We start from the raw sequence: 15,945 nt of genomic DNA on the forward strand, positions 1-15,945 counted from the left end.
CGACTATTTCGTCATGGCGCTTTACAAATTAGTATGCACACACGGTCCTGGGAAGGGACAAGGTGTCCCCGAAGGAATGAAGGCCGGGTCCCAGGACCCGCGGAAGAGGGAGTAGCCCGATGCCAGCAGCCGAAGGTCCGCTCGTCGTCGGCGTGGACACGTCCACCCAGTCCACCAAGGCGCTGGTCGTCGACGCGGCCACCGGCCGGATCGTCGCAAGCGGGCAGGCGCCCCACACCGTCTCCTCCGGGGCGGGGCGCGAGAGCGATCCGCGCCAGTGGTGGGACGCGCTGGGCGAGGCACTGCACCAGTGCGGTGACGCCGCACGCGAGGCCGCCGCGGTGTCGATCGGCGGACAGCAGCACGGTCTGGTCACGCTGGACGCCCGGGGCGAACCGGTGCGCCCGGCCCTGCTGTGGAACGACGTGCGCTCGGCCCCGCAGGCCCGTCGCCTGATCGACGAGCTGGGCGGGCCCAAGTCCTGGGCCGAGCGCACGGGCAGCGTGCCCAGCGCGTCCTTCACGGTCACCAAGTGGTCCTGGCTGGCCGAGAACGAACCGGACGCCGTCCGCGCGACGAAGGCGGTACGTCTCCCCCACGACTACCTCACCGAGCGGCTCACCGGTGAGGGGACCACCGACCGCGGCGACGCGTCCGGCACCGGCTGGTGGGCGGCCGGCCCCGAGACCTACGACGAGGAGACCCTCGCGCGCGTGGGACTCGATCCGGCTCTGCTGCCCCGCGTGGTACGGCCCTCGGAGGTGGCCGGCACCGTGCGCGACGGCCACGGCCTGCCGTTCTCCAAGGGCACCCTGGTGGCCGCGGGCACCGGGGACAACGCGGCCGCCGCGCTGGGACTCGGGCTGTCTCCCGGCGTACCGGTGATGAGCCTCGGCACGTCCGGCACCGTGTACGCCGTGTCGCAGCGCCGGCCCGCCGACCCCACAGGAACCGTGGCGGGCTTCGCCGACGCACGCGGCGACTGGCTGCCTCTGGCCTGCACCCTGAACTGCACCCTCGCCGTCGACCGCGTGGCGACGCTGCTGAATCTGGACCGCGAAGCCGTCGAACCCGGCACCGGGGTGACGCTCCTGCCCTTCCTGGACGGCGAACGCACGCCGAACCTCCCCCACTCCTCGGGCCTCCTGTACGGGCTGCGCCACGACACGACCGCCGGCCAGCTGCTCCAGGCCGCCTACGACGGCGCCGTCCACTCGCTGCTCGGCGCCCTCGACCTGGCTCTCGACGCCGACGCCGATCCGTCCGCGCCGCTGCTGCTGATCGGCGGCGGGGCGCGCGGTGCGGCCTGGCAGCAGACCGTACGACGGCTGTCCGGGCGCCCCGTCCAGATACCGGAGGCGCGGGAACTGGTCGCGCTCGGCGCGGCGGCCCAGGCAGCGGGTCTGCTGACCGGCGAGGACGCCGCCGCGGTGGCACGGCGCTGGAACACGGCCGCCGGGCCGGTGCTCGACGCCGTGGAACGGGACGACGCGACGCTGTCCCGGATCACCGGGGTACTCTCCGACGCGGCGCCCCTGCTGGAGCGAAACCCGGACTCCCGCTGACGACACGCCGGTACGAGCGGTGCCACCGGCGAGCGTCCGCGGACCGTTCACGGCTGGCACCGCCCACCGCCCTCGGAACCCGTCCGGCGCGCCCCGGCGGCCGTCGTGCGCGGGGCGGGTCCAGGCGGGTCCGGACGGCCGCCGTGCACCGACGACCGCTCGGCCCGGAGCGCCGGGTTCCCCGGCGCTCCGGGCCGAGCGGTCGGGCACGGACGGACGAGCGACCGGCCAAGGCCCTCCTGCAGAGGGCCGACAGAGGACAGAGGGACGAGCGACCAAGGAATGGCTGACGCATGACCGCACCCCCGCACGAAGGCCACTCGGCCCGCCCCGGGCGCGCGCTGCCCGACACCCAGCGGGGAATGCGCCGCCGGAACCTCGCCCGGGTGATGCACACCGTCAGCGCCGAGGGTCCGCTGTCCCGGGCTGCCGTGGCCTCCCGGATCGGGCTGACGCGCGCGGCAGTGTCGACGCTGGTGGACGAGCTCATCCGCTCGGGCCTGCTGGAGGAACTGGGCCCGGCGGAGCGTCCCGGCCGGGTCGGGCGGCCGGGGTCCGCGCTCGCCGTCAGCGCACGGGGTCCGGCGGGAATCGGCGCGGAGATCGGCGTGGACCACCTCGCGGTCTGCGCGGTCGACCTGCGCGGCCGGGTACGGGCACGTGCCGTGCGGTACGGCAGCAACCGGGACGGCTCACTGGAACCGGTGCTCGAACGGCTCACCGGTCTGGTACGGCAGGTCGTCGCCGAGGCGGAGGGCGAGGGGTTGTGGCCGGCCGGACTCGCGGTGGCGGTGCCGGGCCTCGTGGCACGGGACGCCCGCACCGTTGTACGCGCCCCGAACCTGGACTGGCAGGACGCCGACCTCGGCGCCCTGCTGCCCGCCGACCTGCCGCTGACCGTGGACAACGAGGCCAACTTCGGAGCGCTGGCCGAGCTGTGGCTCGGTGACGGCACTCCGCGGGACTTCCTGCATGTCTCGGCCGAGATCGGCATCGGCGCGGCCGTGGTCTTCGACGGCCGGCTGCTGCGCGGTACCCGGGGGTTCGCCGGCGAGCTGGGTCATGTGCCGGTCCGCCCGGAGGGACCGGCGTGCGCCTGCGGCGGGCGCGGCTGCCTGGAGCAGTACGCGGGTGAGAAGGCGCTGCTGCGCGCCGCGGGTGTGGAACCCGGCGAGGACCGCGTCGGGCTGCTCGCGGGGCGGGCGGCGGAGGGCGACGAGAACGTACGGCGAGCGCTGAGCGAGGCGGGCACGGCACTCGGCATCGCGCTGACCGGCGCGGTCAACCTCCTGGACCCCCAGAGCGTGGTGCTGGGCGGCGCGCTGGCCGGACTCGCACCCTGGCTGCTGCCGTCGCTGCGCGAGGAACTCGCCGGCCGCACGGCCGGACCTGTCTGCCCGGTCGCCGTGTCGGAGCTGGGCCCGCAGGGACCGTTGCTCGGAGCCGCGCACTCAGTGGTGCGAGCCGTGCTGGACGACCCGTCGGTGGCGGCGGGGCGGGCCTGAACGGGTTCACGCCACTCAGCACTTTCACTGGCCACTTCACTGGGCACTTCACTCGCCACTTTCACTCGAACGAGTGGGCGCGGTGTCCACAAGGCGGTGGCTGTCCACGGAACGGCGCGGCGTTCTTCTGCGCAATCTCCGCTCGCCGTACGGTGATTCAGGCGAACGCACCCCGCACGCAGGGCGGCGGATGTCCGCGGCAACGTGACTTCGTCTCGGTCCCCGCCCCGTTCCTCACCCCAGCCGGTTCGAACGGCTGAACACCGTCCCCCCACAGGGCCCGAGGGCCCCTCCGACGAAAGGGCAGTCTCCATGGAAAGGGAAAGAACAGCACCGGCTGCGACCAGGCGGCGGCTCCTGATGGGCGCCGCGCTCGCCGCCGTCCCGTACACCTTGCTCTCCAGCACCCGGGCCACGGCCCGGCCCCGCGCCGTCGACTACCCCGCCGCCGAGTGGCAGGCGGCGAGCGCGTCCAACTACAGCCGGTCGAGCCGGCCCGGCTCCTATCCCGTCGACCACGTGGTCATTCACGTCACGCAGGAGACGTACGCCGACACTCTTGCCATCTTCCGCGACCCCGAGAAGCAGGTTTCGGCGCACTACGTCGTCCGCTCCTCGGACGGGCATGTGGCGCAGTGCGTGCGTGAGGCGGACATCGCCTGGCACGCGGGCAACTGGGACTACAACACCCGCAGCATCGGCATCGAGCACGAGGGGTGGGTGGACCGGCCCGAGTACTTCACGGACGCGATGTACGAGCAGTCGGCCCGGCTCACGGCGGCGATCTGCACCGACTACGGCATTCCCAAGGACCGCTCGCACATCATCGCGCACCACGAGGTGCCGGGCAGCGACCACACCGACCCGGGGCCCCTCTGGGACTGGGCCCGCTACATCGAACTGGTCAACTCGGCCTGACCGAGCGGAACGCCGCCTCCGTGGGATCCGGCCGGTCGGAGTGCTTGTCGGCGCCGGTCCGCGGAGTGACGATGTCCACGTCCGAGTCCCGTCCAGTGTTGTCCGGGGAGGCCGAGTTGAGTGACGCATGGCTGGCTCTGGAGCCGGGAGCCGACCCGGTCGAGCGCGCCCGGACACTGCGGCGGGCCCACGAGACGTTCACCGAGGCGGGGACCGTGCCGCGACCCGTGCGTCCGGTGGTCGCGGAGTCGTGGCGCCGGTCCGTGCGGGCGGGTGTCGGTCCGGACGGCACGGCGAGCGTCGATCTCATGGACGGCGACCTGGGAACCTACCGGGCCGAGCATCCGCTGGCGCGGGTGATGCCACTGTTCCGGGAGTTGCTGGGCACGTTCGCGTCCGACGGCGAACACCTGCTCGCGGTGTGCGACGCCCACGGCAGACTGCTGTGGGTCGAGGGGCATCCGGCCACTCGGCGCCGGGCGGACCGGATGAACTTCGTGCCGGGAGCCCGGTGGGCGGAGTCCGCGGTCGGAACGAACGCCCCGGGCACGGCGGTGGCCGTCGGCCGTCCGGTCCAGGTCTTCTCGGCCGAGCACTTCATACGCCGGGTCCAGCCGTGGACATGCGCGGCGGCCCCGGTGCACGACCCGCGCACCGGACGTGTGCTGGGCGCCGTCGACATCACCGGCGGGGACGGTCTGGCACATCCGCACAGCCTGGGGTTCGTGCAGGCGGTGGCGCGGGCCGCCGAGTCGCAGCTGGCACTGCTCGCACCGGAGCAGGCCGGGGGCGGAGCCGCCGAGCTGACCGCGATGGGCCGTGACGAGGCACTGCTGGCCGCCGACGGCCGCCGCGTCCGGCTCAGCCGCCGGCACAGCGAGATCGTCGTGCTGCTGGCCCACCATCCCGAGGGCCTGACCGGCGACGAGTTGCTGTGCGCGCTGTACGAGGACGAGACGGTACCGCCGGTGACCCTGCGTGCCGAGTTGGCGCGGCTGCGTGGGATCCTCGGCCCCGGCCGTCTCGCGTCCCGGCCGTACCGGCTCACGTTGCCCGTGGAGTCCGACGCCGCCGTCGTGGAGCGCCGGCTCAGGTCGGGTGCGGTCACAGCAGCCGCGGCGGCCTACGCCGGTCCGCTGCTGCCCTGCTCCCGGGCCCCGGCGGTGGACCGGATCAGGCGCCGGCTCACCGACGGACTGCGCGCCGCGCTGGTCGCCGGCCGTGATCCCGACCTGCTGGCCGACTGGGCACACGCGCCGTGGGGCGAGGACGACCTCGACGTCTGGCGTGCACTCGCCGCGCTCCGCCCCACGGCGGCGATCCGCGCCCGGCTCGCCGCCCTGGAGCGCGAACTGGCGGCGCCGCACGGGCGGTGACGGGCGGCGGGGCCCCGGAGCAGGGCAGCAGCGGACCGGGAGGCCGGCCAACCGCTCGCACCCGGGCGGCGTCCGCGCTCGAACGTGCGCGTCACCGGGCAGCGTCCGCGAACCAACACGCAACGTGTTCGCAACGTCCCGCTTCCTAGCCTGCCGTCAGAGCTGTCCAACGGCGGGCAGCACTCGACGAGGGAGGCATCCAGGATGACCCGTTACGCGGCGCCCGGCACCGAGGGCGCGATCGTCTCCTACGAGTCGCGGTACGACCACTTCATCGGGGGCGAGTACGTGCCGCCGGCGCGCGGGCAGTACTTCGAGAACCCGTCACCGGTGAACGGGCAGCCGTTCACGGAGGTCGCGCGAGGTACGGCGGACGACGTGGAGCGGGCGCTCGACGCCGCCCACGAGGCGGCCCCGGGCTGGGCAAGGACCTCGGTGACCGAGCGTGCCGGCATCCTGCTGAAGATCGCCGACCGGATGGAGGCGAACCTGGAGCGCCTGGCGGTCGCCGAGAGCTGGGAGAACGGCAAGCCGGTGCGCGAGACGCTGGCGGCCGACATCCCGCTCGCCGTCGACCACTTCCGCTACTTCGCCGGCGCGATCCGCGCCCAGGAGGGTTCGCTCGGCGAGGTCGACGACGACACCGTGGCCTACCACTTCCACGAGCCGCTGGGCGTCGTGGCCCAGATCATCCCGTGGAACTTCCCGATCCTGATGGCGACCTGGAAACTGGCCCCCGCCCTCGCCGCCGGCAACGCGGTGGTCCTGAAACCCGCCGAGCAGACTCCCGCCTCGATCCACTACTGGCTGAGCCTGGTCGCGGACCTGCTGCCGGCCGGCGTCCTGAACATCGTGAACGGCTTCGGTGTGGAGGCGGGCAAGCCACTCGCGTCCAGCCCCCGGGTGGCGAAGGTGGCCTTCACCGGGGAGACCACGACCGGGCGGCTGATCATGCAGTACGCCTCGGAGAACATCAAGCCGGTCACGCTCGAGCTGGGCGGCAAGTCGCCCAACCTCTTCTTCGACGACGTCTGGGCACGGGACGACGACTTCCGAGACAAGGCGCTCGAGGGCTTCACCATGTTCGCCCTCAACCAGGGCGAGGTCTGCACGTGCCCGTCCCGGGCGCTCGTCCAGCGCGGCATCTACGCCGAGTTCATGGAGGCCGCCGTGGCCCGCACCGAGCTGATCGTGCCGGGCCACCCGCTGGACACCGACACGATGATCGGCGCCCAGGCCTCCAACGACCAGCTGGAGAAGATCCTCTCCTACCTCGACATCGGCCGCCAGGAGGGCGCGAAGGTCCTCACCGGCGGTGAACGCATCCAGCACGAGGGTGAGTTGAAGGGCGGGTACTACGTCCAGCCGACGATCTTCGAGGGCCACAACCGCATGCGGATCTTCCAGGAGGAGATCTTCGGACCGGTCGTCTCCGTCACGTCCTTCGACGACTTCGACGACGCGCTCAAAACGGCGAACGACACTCTGTACGGACTGGGTGCCGGGGTGTGGACCCGCGACATGAACACCGCCTATCGCGCGGGCCGCGCGATCCAGGCGGGACGCGTGTGGACCAACTGCTACCACGCCTACCCGGCACACGCCGCCTTCGGCGGCTACAAACAGTCGGGCATCGGCCGGGAGAACCACAAGATGATGCTGGAGCACTACCAGCAGACCAAGAACATTCTCTGCTCGTACAGCCCTCAGAAGCTTGGCTTCTTTTAGAGCCTGAAGTTGGTTGCCCGGAGGCCGCGTTGGCTTCCGGGCAGCTCGACAAGGGAACCACCATCCGTAGCTGAGACAAGACGTCATGCCACCGCCCGGCCTTCAGTTGATAGGCCGAGCCCTCCGACGGGTGAGCACGAGGCCCCTGCGGTCAACTGGGAGCACCGTCAGGTCGTGGCGAGGGGTTGCACGGCCTTGTGCCGAGGCCGGGAACGGGGTTCCACGGAGCGGCGCAACGGCTGCTGTCTTCGCGGGCTCGAGCTGGACCTCGCAGGGGCAGGTATTCAGCGACTTCGCGCTTTCCGGTCAGTAGAGGTTGGCCGACCCTGCACTCCGGCCGCCGACCTGGTCGAGCCAGTCGAGGATCACCTTGAGCGCCAAGCCCTGATTTCCGATCTGGCAGTGGTTCTGGGCCTGCTCCGTCTCCGTGAACACGCGCGCGGTGACCGAGCGGGCGGCGGGCAGCGTCAGTATCTGGTCGCCGAGCATGTGCAGCGGCACGTAGTGGTCCGCGGCTCCAGCCAGCAGCAGGACGTCCTGGGTGACGAGGTGCGAGACTTCGTCGGTGCGGTATGTGTTCCAGGCCCGGAACAGGGAGCTTGCTGTGTCGACGCCCATGACGCGCCTGCCCTGTTGGACGAACCAGTCCAGCAGCAGGTCACTCCTGCTCCCCTCCTTGACGGCAGCGTCGAGCACTGGGGCGGGAAGGCTGTCGAAGTCCGCCGTGAGCGCCCCCAGCCCCACGGACTCGAGGAGTGCGCGGGAGGCCTCGAAGAGGTCGGTGAGGATGTCCCAGGCGATGACCCGGGCGACCCGGGGCTCGTGTGCGGCCGCGCGCATCACCAGGCAGCCGCCGAGGGAGAAGCCCGCGAGGGTGACGTCGGAGAGCCCGAAGTGGTCCAGAACGGCGGCCACCGGCAGATGCCAGTCCGGGGTCATCGCAGTGCCCGCGTCCAGCACGGTGCCCTGGCCGGGCCCGTCGAAGATCACGGTGTCCAGCCCGGAGTCACGCAGGGCAAGGGCGGCGGGCAGCCATTCCGCGATGTAGCTGTCGTACCCACCGAAGACGACGATGGTGCCGCGCGGCCGCGCCGGGGTGAAACGGTAGGCCGTGAGCCGCGTCGTCCCGTAGGGGACTGAGTGCCGGTCGGTGGCGGTAACGCCGTTCCCCGCCTCGGCGTTGTCGAGGAAGCGCCGCTGGGCGGGCGCAAACCGCGGATCGTCGGGGCGAAGGAAGAACTGGGCCGCGCGGGCGTAGTAGGCGGCGGGCAGCCGGCGGCCGGCCGCCAGTGCCCCGTCGCTGAATTCCAGCATCACTCGTGTCCAGTCGGCATAGTCGGAGACGCGCGCCGCCACCGTCCGCAGCTCCTCCAGCATGCGTTCCTCGTTCGCCCAGCCGTAGAACCGGTTGAGCTGGAAGTTGAGGGAGATGTCCGGGTGCAGGGAGTAGTACCCCACCGGGAATCGTTCGATGATCTCCTGATCGCTCACCATCATCTGCCTGCCTTTGTCGCGAGATGCTTCCGTGAACGATCCTTGCGGGCCCGGCCCGCCCGGGCGGAGGCTCCGGAGTGCCACAAGGCGGCTTTCTCGCGTCAGCGTCAGGACCGGTCGGCTGACGTCACAACAGCGGAGTCCCTGCGCCAGCGGCGCAGCGCGGCACGGAGAGCGCGGGTGTCACCGAAGCCCAGCCGGGCCGCGACCTCCTTCCGGCTCATGCCCCGGGCCAGCAGGACGGTGGCGCGGTCGCGGCGCACCGTGTCGACGAGGTCCCGCCAGGTGGTGCCCTCCTGCGCAAGGCGGCGGTGCAGGCTGCGCGGGCTCAGTGCCAGCGCCCTCGCCACCGTCTGAAGCGACAGGCCGCCGCCGGCCAGCTGGGCCGTGACGACCTGCCGAAGCCTGGCCGTCCAGGGGGAGGAACGCGCCTGGGCCGCGATGACGTCGGCTGCGTGCTGCCGCAGGACCTCGCCGAGCCGCGCATCGGCGTCCGGCAGCGGCAGCGACAGATCCGCGGACGCGAGCGTCATGGTGGTGGTGGCGGCCCCGAAGTCGAGGCGCTGCGCGCCGAATCGGACGGCCAGCTCGCGGTGATGCGCCGGAGCGTCGGAGGTCAGAGAGACGTGCAGCGGACGTATCTCCCGCCCGGCCACGTACCGCGCCCGGAACAGCACCGTCGCCAGCGCGTACTGGCTGGCCATCGCGTCGACATCGGGATCGCCCGACCGGATCTGGTAGGTGACCGTCCCCCTACCTCCCGTGCCGCCGGTCAGGCGGATCTCGTTCGGTGCCGTGTTCACAAGGGCCGAGTACTGCTCCGTGACCGTGAAGACCTCAGCCAGCGTCGGGGCGTTCGCGACCAGGTAGTCCATCAACCGGAGCCGGCCGAAACGCCAGTGACCGGCCGCCTTCACTCCGAGACACGGATCATCGGTCGCGCCCAGCCCCAGTCGCCAGAGTCTGCTGAGGTGGTCCGTGGGAACGCGCGTGTCGTCGGTTGTCACCTGCCCGGCAGAACCGGCGCGGCGGACGAGAGCGACACCGTCACCGCCCTCCCCCTCCAGACCAGCGGCCAGCAGACGCAGCGCGGACACATGCGCGGTCGGCCCCCGCTTCCCGGCCGGCTCTCCTGGCCTCGTCAACCCCTCCGGAGGGCAGCGCTTCGCATCGAGCTTACGCATGGAACCCATCGTACGAGCACGGCGGACTTCGATACGGCGGCGGCGACGCTGTCCCTGGGCAGGCTCGGCATCTCCCCTCCGCTCGCAGCGGCCGGCGCCGAGATCACCAACGGGTCGTATATCGCGCTCCCGTTACCGCTCCTGCGGCTCCGCAATAGGGGCCGGGCCCCGGCGACACAGAGCCTCAGTGCGGGTACTGAGGCTCGTCAGAGACCGTCACGGCTGTCTGGTGGCACCGCGAGACTGGGCGACGAGCCGGGTCTCGATGTTCTGCAGAGCCGCGATCAAGGTGTCGACCTCGCCGGCGTCGGTGACCGTTCCGTCGAGCAGGCGGGCCCAAGTGTCACGTAGCCGCTCCAGGTTCTCGGCTGCCTTTGGGGTGGGGTACAGGCGTACTCGCCGGGCGTCGTGCTGATCGGCGTCGCGCCGCAACAGCCCCTTCTTCTCCAGACCACGAACGGCTCTGCTGACGTTGCTGGAGATCATCTGGGTCGCGTCGGCCGCCGCGCTCACCGTGGTGCCCGGGTGGCGGTCGACGTACCGCATCACGGCTCCTTCGAGCGGTGTCCCTGATTCAGCGTTGACCTCTTTGGCTGCGTTGACGTGGCGCCCCACCGCCAGGATCAGGTCGGCGAGCTCGAAGAGCCGCGCCCTTTGCTTCTCTTCCACCCTGTCAGCATAGCTTACCTATCCTTCGATATATATCTTTTGACATGCAGTTCCTGAGCGCATAGATTGCCTACAGCTGATTGCTGTCTCAACTGCCTCCGCCAGGGAAGTACGGAGAGCCACGGCGCCCCACACCGCGCGGCGCCTGGCAGCTGCGCCGCTTGGCCGAAGCCTTGGGCAGGCGGTACCCGCGCCCGGCGCATCGCGCGGCAATCAGTTCTCAAGCGGCGGCCCGGGAGAAAGTGCCGGCACGTGTGATGCGGGCCATGGGCGGGAGCCCGGGTCGGCCCGTCCTGACAGTGAGGAGCAGGCATGAGTACAGGTGGCGAGAAGAGGGCATTGATCATCGGTGCGTCGCGCGGGCTCGGCTACGCGCTGACCACGGAGTTCCTTGACCGTGGCTGGCAGGTCACCGCGACGGAGCGCAAGCCCTCCGCGTTGCGCGAGCTGGCCGAGTCGGCCGGGGGCCGGCTGACCGTGGAGACCGTCGACATCGCGGTTCCCGCGCAGGTCACGGCGCTGCATGAGCGTCTGGGAGGTTCGCGTATCGACCTGCTGTTCGTCAACGCCGGAACGAACTACACCACCGATCCCTCGGCGACGTTCACGGATGTGTCCACCGACGACTTCATCCGTGTCATGGTGACCAACGCTCTGAGCCCGATGCGCGTCATCGAGACCCTTGAGGACCTGGTCCCTCCGAGCGGCACCATCGGGGTGATGTCATCGGGCCAGGGCAGCGTCACCGACAACACCAACGGCGGCTTCGAGGTCTACCGGGCGAGTAAGTCCGCGCTGAACCAGCTCATGCGCAGCTTCGCCGCACGGCACGCCGATGACCCGCGCACCCTGCTGCTGATGGCTCCGGGCTGGGTCAAGACCGATCTGGGCGGTCCCGGCGCACGCCTGAACCTCGATGACTCGATCCCCGGAGTGGCCGACACGATCGAGGCGCAGACGGGAAGGGGCGGATTGCACTACCTGGACCGCCAGAACCGGAGCGTCAACTGGTGACGAGCACGGTACCCGCCTCCGACCTGCTCGCTGACGCCCGGGAGAGCCCCGCCATGAAGACCATCGCCATCGAAGAGCACTGGAACAGCGCCGATATCCGTAAGGCACTCGACCGCCTCGCGCTCGGGGCGCGCGATGAGAGCGTCGCCTTCAACGCCAGGGGCGACACCCAGGTGCGGCTCGAGGACATCGGCCAGGGCCGCATCGAGGCCATGGACGCCGCGGGAATCGACCTCTCGATCCTTTCGGTCGTCACCCCCGCCACTCAGCCACTGCCCGCACCGGAGGCCATCGCGCTCGCACGGGAAGCCAACGACGAGGCCACCGACGCCGTCCGCGCGCACCCCGACCGCTTCCGCGCCTTCGCGACCCTGCCCACCAGCGCCCCGCAGGCCGCCGCCGCGGAACTCGAACGGTGCGCCACCAAGCTGGGCCACGTCGGCGCCATGGTCCACGGCCGGGCCGGCAGCCGCACGCTGGACGATCCCGCATACGACGACCTGCTGGCCACCGCGGCCCGCTTGCGCCAGCCCATCTTCATCCACCCGCAGATTGTCTCCAACGCACTGCGTGACGCCGCCTACCGCGGCCTGGACCCGCAGGTTGAGCTGGGCCTGGCGACCTTCGGCTGGGGCTGGCACATGGACACCGGTCTGGCCGCGCTGCGCCTCATTCTCAGCGGCGCCTTCGACCGCCACCCCGATCTCCAGCTGGTTCTCGGGCACTGGGGTGAAATGCTGCTGTTCTGGATGGACCGCGCCGACAGCCTCTCAGGCGTCGCCCCGCACCTCGAACGTCGAGTGGCCGACTACATCAAGACCAACATCCACATAACCAGCAGCGGCATGCTGCAGAAGCGCCTGCTGCGCCACACCCTCGACTTCACCGCCGTCGACCAGGTGCTGTTCTCCACCGACTATCCCTTCCACCGCCCCGACGCGGCAGGGGTCGGGCACTTCTTCGAGGCCATCCCCGACCCCAGAGACCGTGCCAAGATCGCCTCCGGCAATGCGGAAGCACTCTTCGACCTGGCGAAGGCCATCACTTGAACCGATCACCGCCCCCGTTGTCTTCTCCGCGGTCTTGCAAGAGGGCCGCTGGCCTCCGGGGCTGGCATGACTGTTCCCGACGAAGGTGATCAACGACGAGGCTCAGATCCCCTTCGGCCTGGGCGCGGGCGAACACGTCCGCGACAGGTCGTGCCGCAGATGGATCGTCGTAGCCACCAGCGGATCGACGAACACCAGTTGGTGGCGGGTGCCGGCAGCCGCGGCCAGGTTCCGGACTCCTTCTCGTGCAGCATGGCGTCGGCCTTCCAGGCTGCCCTGCCACGGCACGGCCAGCTCCTCGTCCAGACGAGCAGGATTCGGTCCGGACGCCGGAAAGTGCCGATTCGTCGGTGCCTGCCCATTCCCACAGGCGTTGAAGGCGAACGCCACGCTGCCCGGACCGCCGGAGACTCGATGCGCCGTCCGTGGTGCTGCCTCGGCTACCGCACCGTCCTCAAGTCGCTCTCTGTCAGTTCCCCCGTCGGCCCACGACGAGGCGGCCGACAGGGGAAACCACCACCTGCACATCCTCAAAGCCGCCATCCCGCAGTTCTGCGGCGAGTTCCTCGGCAGTGCAGACAGGGGGGACACCACGGGATTCGGCGACGAGCGCGGCGAGGGCTGAATGCAGCTGTGCTTCCGGCGTGTCCTGCGCCGACGGTGTCAGTTCTTGCACCAAGAGCAACCCCCCGGGAACCAACGCACGCCGCACTGCGGCCAGGGTGCTCGCGCGAGCATCACGGGGGAAGAACGCTTGAGCCCAGTAGGCGACCTCACAGACCGCCTCGTCAGAGAGATCACGGGCATCCGCGCACCGGACCTCCAAGCGGGAGGCCACACCGGCCGCTTCGGCCCGCGTGCGCAGTTCCTGGACGACGTCGTCGGCCCGTTCGACGCCAACCGCGCGCAACTGGGTGAATATCGTCAGGGTGGTCAGCAGGGCTCCGCCGACGCCGCTGCCGACGTCCAGCAGCGTGCCGCCTGCGGCCAGCCGGTCGCGGTATTCCGGCACTGCGTTGTAGGCCATCGAGAAGATGGCCCGCGAGGCTGCGGTGGGCAGCATGCCCCAGTTGCGGGCGACGATCAGTGCGTCTTGCTCCCAGTGGTCCCGTGCGTCCGGCGAGAAGGCCGAGCGGATGCGGTTGCGAGCCGCGGCGAGGTCGTCGATCGTGTCGTCGAGCCGTACCCCGGCGGGACTGCGGTGCAGCGCCGCGAACTCCGTGGTGAGTACGTAGGCAGGTGAGGGACCCTCCAGGCTGCGAACTACCTCAGCGGCCAGGAACACTTCGATGACCCGGCGCGCGCGCTCGGTGGAGACGCCGCTGTTTTCGGCCAGCGCCTCGACGGTCGTGGGCTCCTTCAGTATGTCCAACCATCCGCTCGCCGACGCCGCGTACAGCAGCTCAGCCACCTGCCCGCCGTCGGCCCACTGCCGCAGCCGCTCGCGCGCGCCCAACGCCGCCTGGAGGTCTGCGACTTCCACCTGCTCATCGTTCATCGTGATCCATTCGTTTCGTCGGTCTCCTACCCGGCATCGGACGACTCGGAGGCGCGCCCCCGGGCGCCCTCCGGGCGGCGATCCCTGTCGGGTGCGGGTTCATGGTGGGCATGACCGTATGCCGGCCGAACGGCCGGATCACTGCCGCACTCTGAATTTCTGTGTTCCCTTCGGAGAGCGGCTCGCGCGGCGGCACGGACACGCCTTGCCGGTGCGCGAGGTAGTAGCCCGCACGACTCTACCCAGCAGGCACATACGGCCCAGGTCAGTAAACTGCCTCCCGTTCACAGCGCCGCGGCAGCGGAAGCGAGCCGGTCCTCGGCGATCTGCCGGGCGGCCTGCCGCGGGGTCACGCCAGTCGAACGGGCCAGGTCGAGGACGTGGCTGACGGTGTCGCCGATGCCCTCCACCCGCTTGTGAGCCTTCTCGTGGCCGCAGTTCTCCGATTCCCGGCTGAGCGCGTAGACGATGCCGCCGGCACTGGCAACGTAGTCGGGTACCCAGACGACGCCGCGCCCCGCGAGAGCATCGGCGACGGACTCCTCGGTGAGCTGATTGTTGGCCGGTCCGACGACCAGAGGGGCGGACAGCCGGGGCACGGACTCTTCGCTGAGCAGGCCGCCGACGGCCGCCGGGACAAAGATGTCGGCGGGTGCGGACAGCGCCTGATCGGGCTCGACCCATCCGTAACCGCTCGCCAGAGCCGCGTCCTTTCGCGACTGGTCCACGTCCGACACCACGACGTGAGCGCCTTCGGCAGCCAGGCCGTCAGCGATGCCGCCGCCAACCGATCCGAATCCGCTGATGACGACCCTCCGGCCGACGCAGGAGGCGTCGCCGAACACGTGCCGGGCACCGGCACGCAGCGCGGCCAGCACGCCGGTGGCGGTGGGACCACCGGAATCTCCGGTCCCGCCGTGCCCCTCGGGCGCGCAGTACGCGTGCGGCGAGAATCGCTTCAGGACCACCATGTCGTCCGGGCCGGTGCCGATGTCGGGACCGGTCCGGTACGAACCCTCCCAGGAGGCGATCAGCTCGCCCAGGTCCTCAAGCGCGGCCTCGCGCAGGTGCGGGGTGAGTTCGGTGTCCTTGCCGAGGACGATCACGCTCTTGCCCCCGCCGAAGTCCAGACCGGCCACTGCGGCCTTGTACGTCATGGCCTCCGACAGGCGCAGCGCATCCGCCAGCCCGTCCTGCCAGGTCTCGTAACGGCGTAGCCGGCACCCGCCGACCGCCGGGCCCAGAACCCGGGAGTGGACAGAGACGATCAGTGGCAGCCCCGAGCGGCTTCCGCGACGTACGACGACCTCTTCATGCACAAATGCTTGCCCCATACCCCTGAGGCTAGAATGATGCACGGAACTTCTGATCCCGTGCCGAACTAAATTCGGCCTCTCGGTCGTGGAGGTAGTCATGGACGAAGTTGATTCGGCGATCGTGCGTCATCTGCAGATGGATGGTCGGCTGTCCAATCGTGCGCTCGCCGAGAAGCTCGGCATCGCACCGTCCACCTGCCTCGAACGCACCAGGCTCCTGCACAAGCGCGGCATCATCCAGGGGTACAAGGCCCAAGTCTCCCTGCGCGCACTCAACCGCCCGGTCCAAGCCATGGTGTCCACCCAGATCCGGCCGCTGCGCCGGGACGTCGTCGCCGCCTTCGAACAGTCGGTGACGCAACTGCCGGAGGTTGTCTCGGTCTACACGATGGCCGGCAGCGACGACTTCCTGGTCCACGTCACAGCCCAGGACATCGACCATCTGCACGCCTTCCTCCTGGACCAGTTCACCAACCGCCGTGAGATCGCCGGCTTCCGCACCGCGATCATCTACCAGCACCTCACCAACCCGGTGCTCGACCCTCTGCCTCCCACGGCAGAGCAGCAACGCGCCTGAGACTCCCGCCGCTCAGCGAGGCGCCCGCGTCGACCTGCGTCTCCTTGGATCA

14 protein-coding genes are annotated in these 15,945 nt (G+C 70.5%); 8 read left to right on the top strand and 6 right to left on the bottom strand.

The window, feature by feature from the left end; all coding sequences use genetic code 11:
• Positions 1 to 119: 119 nt before the first annotated feature.
• The 5 genes from xylB to exaC all read left to right on the top strand — a co-directional run bounded on the left by xylB (position 120) and on the right by exaC (position 7,092).
• The gene (xylB, locus tag IG94_RS0102365; protein WP_031030160.1) at positions 120 to 1,565 is read left to right on the top strand and encodes a xylulokinase; all 1,446 of its coding nucleotides are present in this window, start codon (positions 120 to 122) and stop codon (positions 1,563 to 1,565) included.
• A 293-nt stretch (positions 1,566 to 1,858) separates the two neighbouring features.
• Positions 1,859 to 3,070: an ROK family transcriptional regulator gene (locus tag IG94_RS0102370; protein WP_031030162.1), complete on the top strand. Its 1,212-nt coding sequence runs from the start codon at positions 1,859 to 1,861 to the stop codon at positions 3,068 to 3,070.
• A 312-nt stretch (positions 3,071 to 3,382) separates the two neighbouring features.
• Entirely contained in the window at positions 3,383 to 3,988 is a 606-nt protein-coding gene (locus IG94_RS0102375) for an N-acetylmuramoyl-L-alanine amidase (protein ID WP_031030165.1), read from the top strand.
• Between the two features lie 116 nt (positions 3,989 to 4,104).
• Entirely contained in the window at positions 4,105 to 5,364 is a 1,260-nt protein-coding gene (locus tag IG94_RS0102380) for a GAF domain-containing protein (protein ID WP_031030167.1), read from the top strand.
• Positions 5,365 to 5,568: 204 nt separating this feature from the next.
• Positions 5,569 to 7,092, top strand: a complete 1,524-nt coding sequence (gene exaC, locus IG94_RS0102385; protein WP_031030170.1) for an acetaldehyde dehydrogenase ExaC — start codon at positions 5,569 to 5,571, stop codon at positions 7,090 to 7,092.
• Between the two features lie 306 nt (positions 7,093 to 7,398).
• Here the strand turns inward: exaC and IG94_RS0102390 are convergent, their stop codons facing one another.
• From IG94_RS0102390 to IG94_RS0102400, 3 genes are all read right to left on the bottom strand, one after another.
• A complete protein-coding gene (locus tag IG94_RS0102390; protein ID WP_052410524.1) occupies positions 7,399 to 8,589 on the bottom strand; it encodes an alpha/beta hydrolase in 1,191 nt (396 codons plus the stop codon).
• 104 nt (positions 8,590 to 8,693) lie between these two features.
• Entirely contained in the window at positions 8,694 to 9,770 is a 1,077-nt protein-coding gene (locus IG94_RS0102395) for an AraC family transcriptional regulator ligand-binding domain-containing protein (RefSeq protein WP_169752314.1), read from the bottom strand.
• 216 nt (positions 9,771 to 9,986) lie between these two features.
• Complete coding sequence (locus IG94_RS0102400; RefSeq protein WP_031030179.1) at positions 9,987 to 10,439, bottom strand: MarR family winged helix-turn-helix transcriptional regulator; 453 nt, start codon at positions 10,437 to 10,439, stop codon at positions 9,987 to 9,989.
• A 312-nt stretch (positions 10,440 to 10,751) separates the two neighbouring features.
• On the opposite strand from IG94_RS0102400, the gene IG94_RS0102405 reads away from it, so the two are divergent.
• Together IG94_RS0102405 and IG94_RS0102410 are read left to right on the top strand one after the other, a co-directional pair.
• Positions 10,752 to 11,453: an SDR family NAD(P)-dependent oxidoreductase gene (locus IG94_RS0102405; RefSeq protein ID WP_031030182.1), complete on the top strand. Its 702-nt coding sequence runs from the start codon at positions 10,752 to 10,754 to the stop codon at positions 11,451 to 11,453.
• A gap of 53 nt (positions 11,454 to 11,506) precedes the next feature.
• A complete protein-coding gene (locus IG94_RS0102410) occupies positions 11,507 to 12,502 on the top strand; it encodes an amidohydrolase family protein (RefSeq protein WP_031030185.1) in 996 nt (331 codons plus the stop codon).
• 102 nt (positions 12,503 to 12,604) lie between these two features.
• Here the strand turns inward: IG94_RS0102410 and IG94_RS44290 are convergent, their stop codons facing one another.
• The 3 genes from IG94_RS44290 to IG94_RS0102420 form a co-directional block, all read right to left on the bottom strand.
• Positions 12,605 to 12,892 carry a hypothetical protein gene (locus IG94_RS44290; RefSeq protein ID WP_078892141.1) on the bottom strand — a complete coding sequence of 96 codons (288 nt, stop codon included), beginning with the start codon at positions 12,890 to 12,892 and terminating at the stop codon, positions 12,605 to 12,607.
• Between the two features lie 79 nt (positions 12,893 to 12,971).
• Complete coding sequence (locus IG94_RS0102415) at positions 12,972 to 14,000, bottom strand: SAM-dependent methyltransferase (RefSeq protein ID WP_031030188.1); 1,029 nt, start codon at positions 13,998 to 14,000, stop codon at positions 12,972 to 12,974.
• Between the two features lie 284 nt (positions 14,001 to 14,284).
• Positions 14,285 to 15,415 carry a Glu/Leu/Phe/Val dehydrogenase family protein gene (locus IG94_RS0102420; protein ID WP_224326229.1) on the bottom strand — a complete coding sequence of 377 codons (1,131 nt, stop codon included), beginning with the start codon at positions 15,413 to 15,415 and terminating at the stop codon, positions 14,285 to 14,287.
• Between IG94_RS0102420 and IG94_RS0102425 the strand changes: the two genes are divergently transcribed.
• On the top strand, positions 15,414 to 15,893 hold the full coding sequence (locus tag IG94_RS0102425; RefSeq protein WP_031030192.1) for an Lrp/AsnC family transcriptional regulator: 480 nt from the start codon (positions 15,414 to 15,416) through the stop codon (positions 15,891 to 15,893). The two genes, IG94_RS0102420 and IG94_RS0102425, sit on opposite strands and share 2 nt — an antisense overlap.
• Positions 15,894 to 15,945 lie beyond the last annotated feature (52 nt).

The organism is Streptomyces olivaceus, from assembly GCF_000721235.1.
Lineage (GTDB): Bacteria > Actinomycetota > Actinomycetes > Streptomycetales > Streptomycetaceae > Streptomyces > Streptomyces olivaceus.

Excerpts from the sequence above, each read along its gene's own strand:
- xylB (WP_031030160.1), top strand. The coding sequence starts at position 120 with ATGCCAGCAGCCGAAGGTCCGCTCGTCGTCGGCGTGGACACGTCCACC.
- IG94_RS0102370 (WP_031030162.1), top strand. The coding sequence starts at position 1,859 with ATGACCGCACCCCCGCACGAAGGCCACTCGGCCCGCCCCGGGCGCGCG.
- IG94_RS0102375 (WP_031030165.1), top strand. The coding sequence starts at position 3,383 with ATGGAAAGGGAAAGAACAGCACCGGCTGCGACCAGGCGGCGGCTCCTG.
- exaC (WP_031030170.1), top strand. The coding sequence starts at position 5,569 with ATGACCCGTTACGCGGCGCCCGGCACCGAGGGCGCGATCGTCTCCTAC.
- IG94_RS0102390 (WP_052410524.1), bottom strand. The coding sequence starts at position 8,589 with ATGATGGTGAGCGATCAGGAGATCATCGAACGATTCCCGGTGGGGTAC.
- IG94_RS0102395 (WP_169752314.1), bottom strand. The coding sequence starts at position 9,770 with ATGCGTAAGCTCGATGCGAAGCGCTGCCCTCCGGAGGGGTTGACGAGG.
- IG94_RS0102405 (WP_031030182.1), top strand. The coding sequence starts at position 10,752 with ATGAGTACAGGTGGCGAGAAGAGGGCATTGATCATCGGTGCGTCGCGC.
- IG94_RS0102410 (WP_031030185.1), top strand. The coding sequence starts at position 11,507 with ATGAAGACCATCGCCATCGAAGAGCACTGGAACAGCGCCGATATCCGT.
- IG94_RS0102415 (WP_031030188.1), bottom strand. The coding sequence starts at position 14,000 with ATGAACGATGAGCAGGTGGAAGTCGCAGACCTCCAGGCGGCGTTGGGC.
- IG94_RS0102425 (WP_031030192.1), top strand. The coding sequence starts at position 15,414 with ATGGACGAAGTTGATTCGGCGATCGTGCGTCATCTGCAGATGGATGGT.
- IG94_RS0102420 (WP_224326229.1), bottom strand. The coding sequence starts at position 15,415 with ATGACTACCTCCACGACCGAGAGGCCGAATTTAGTTCGGCACGGGATC.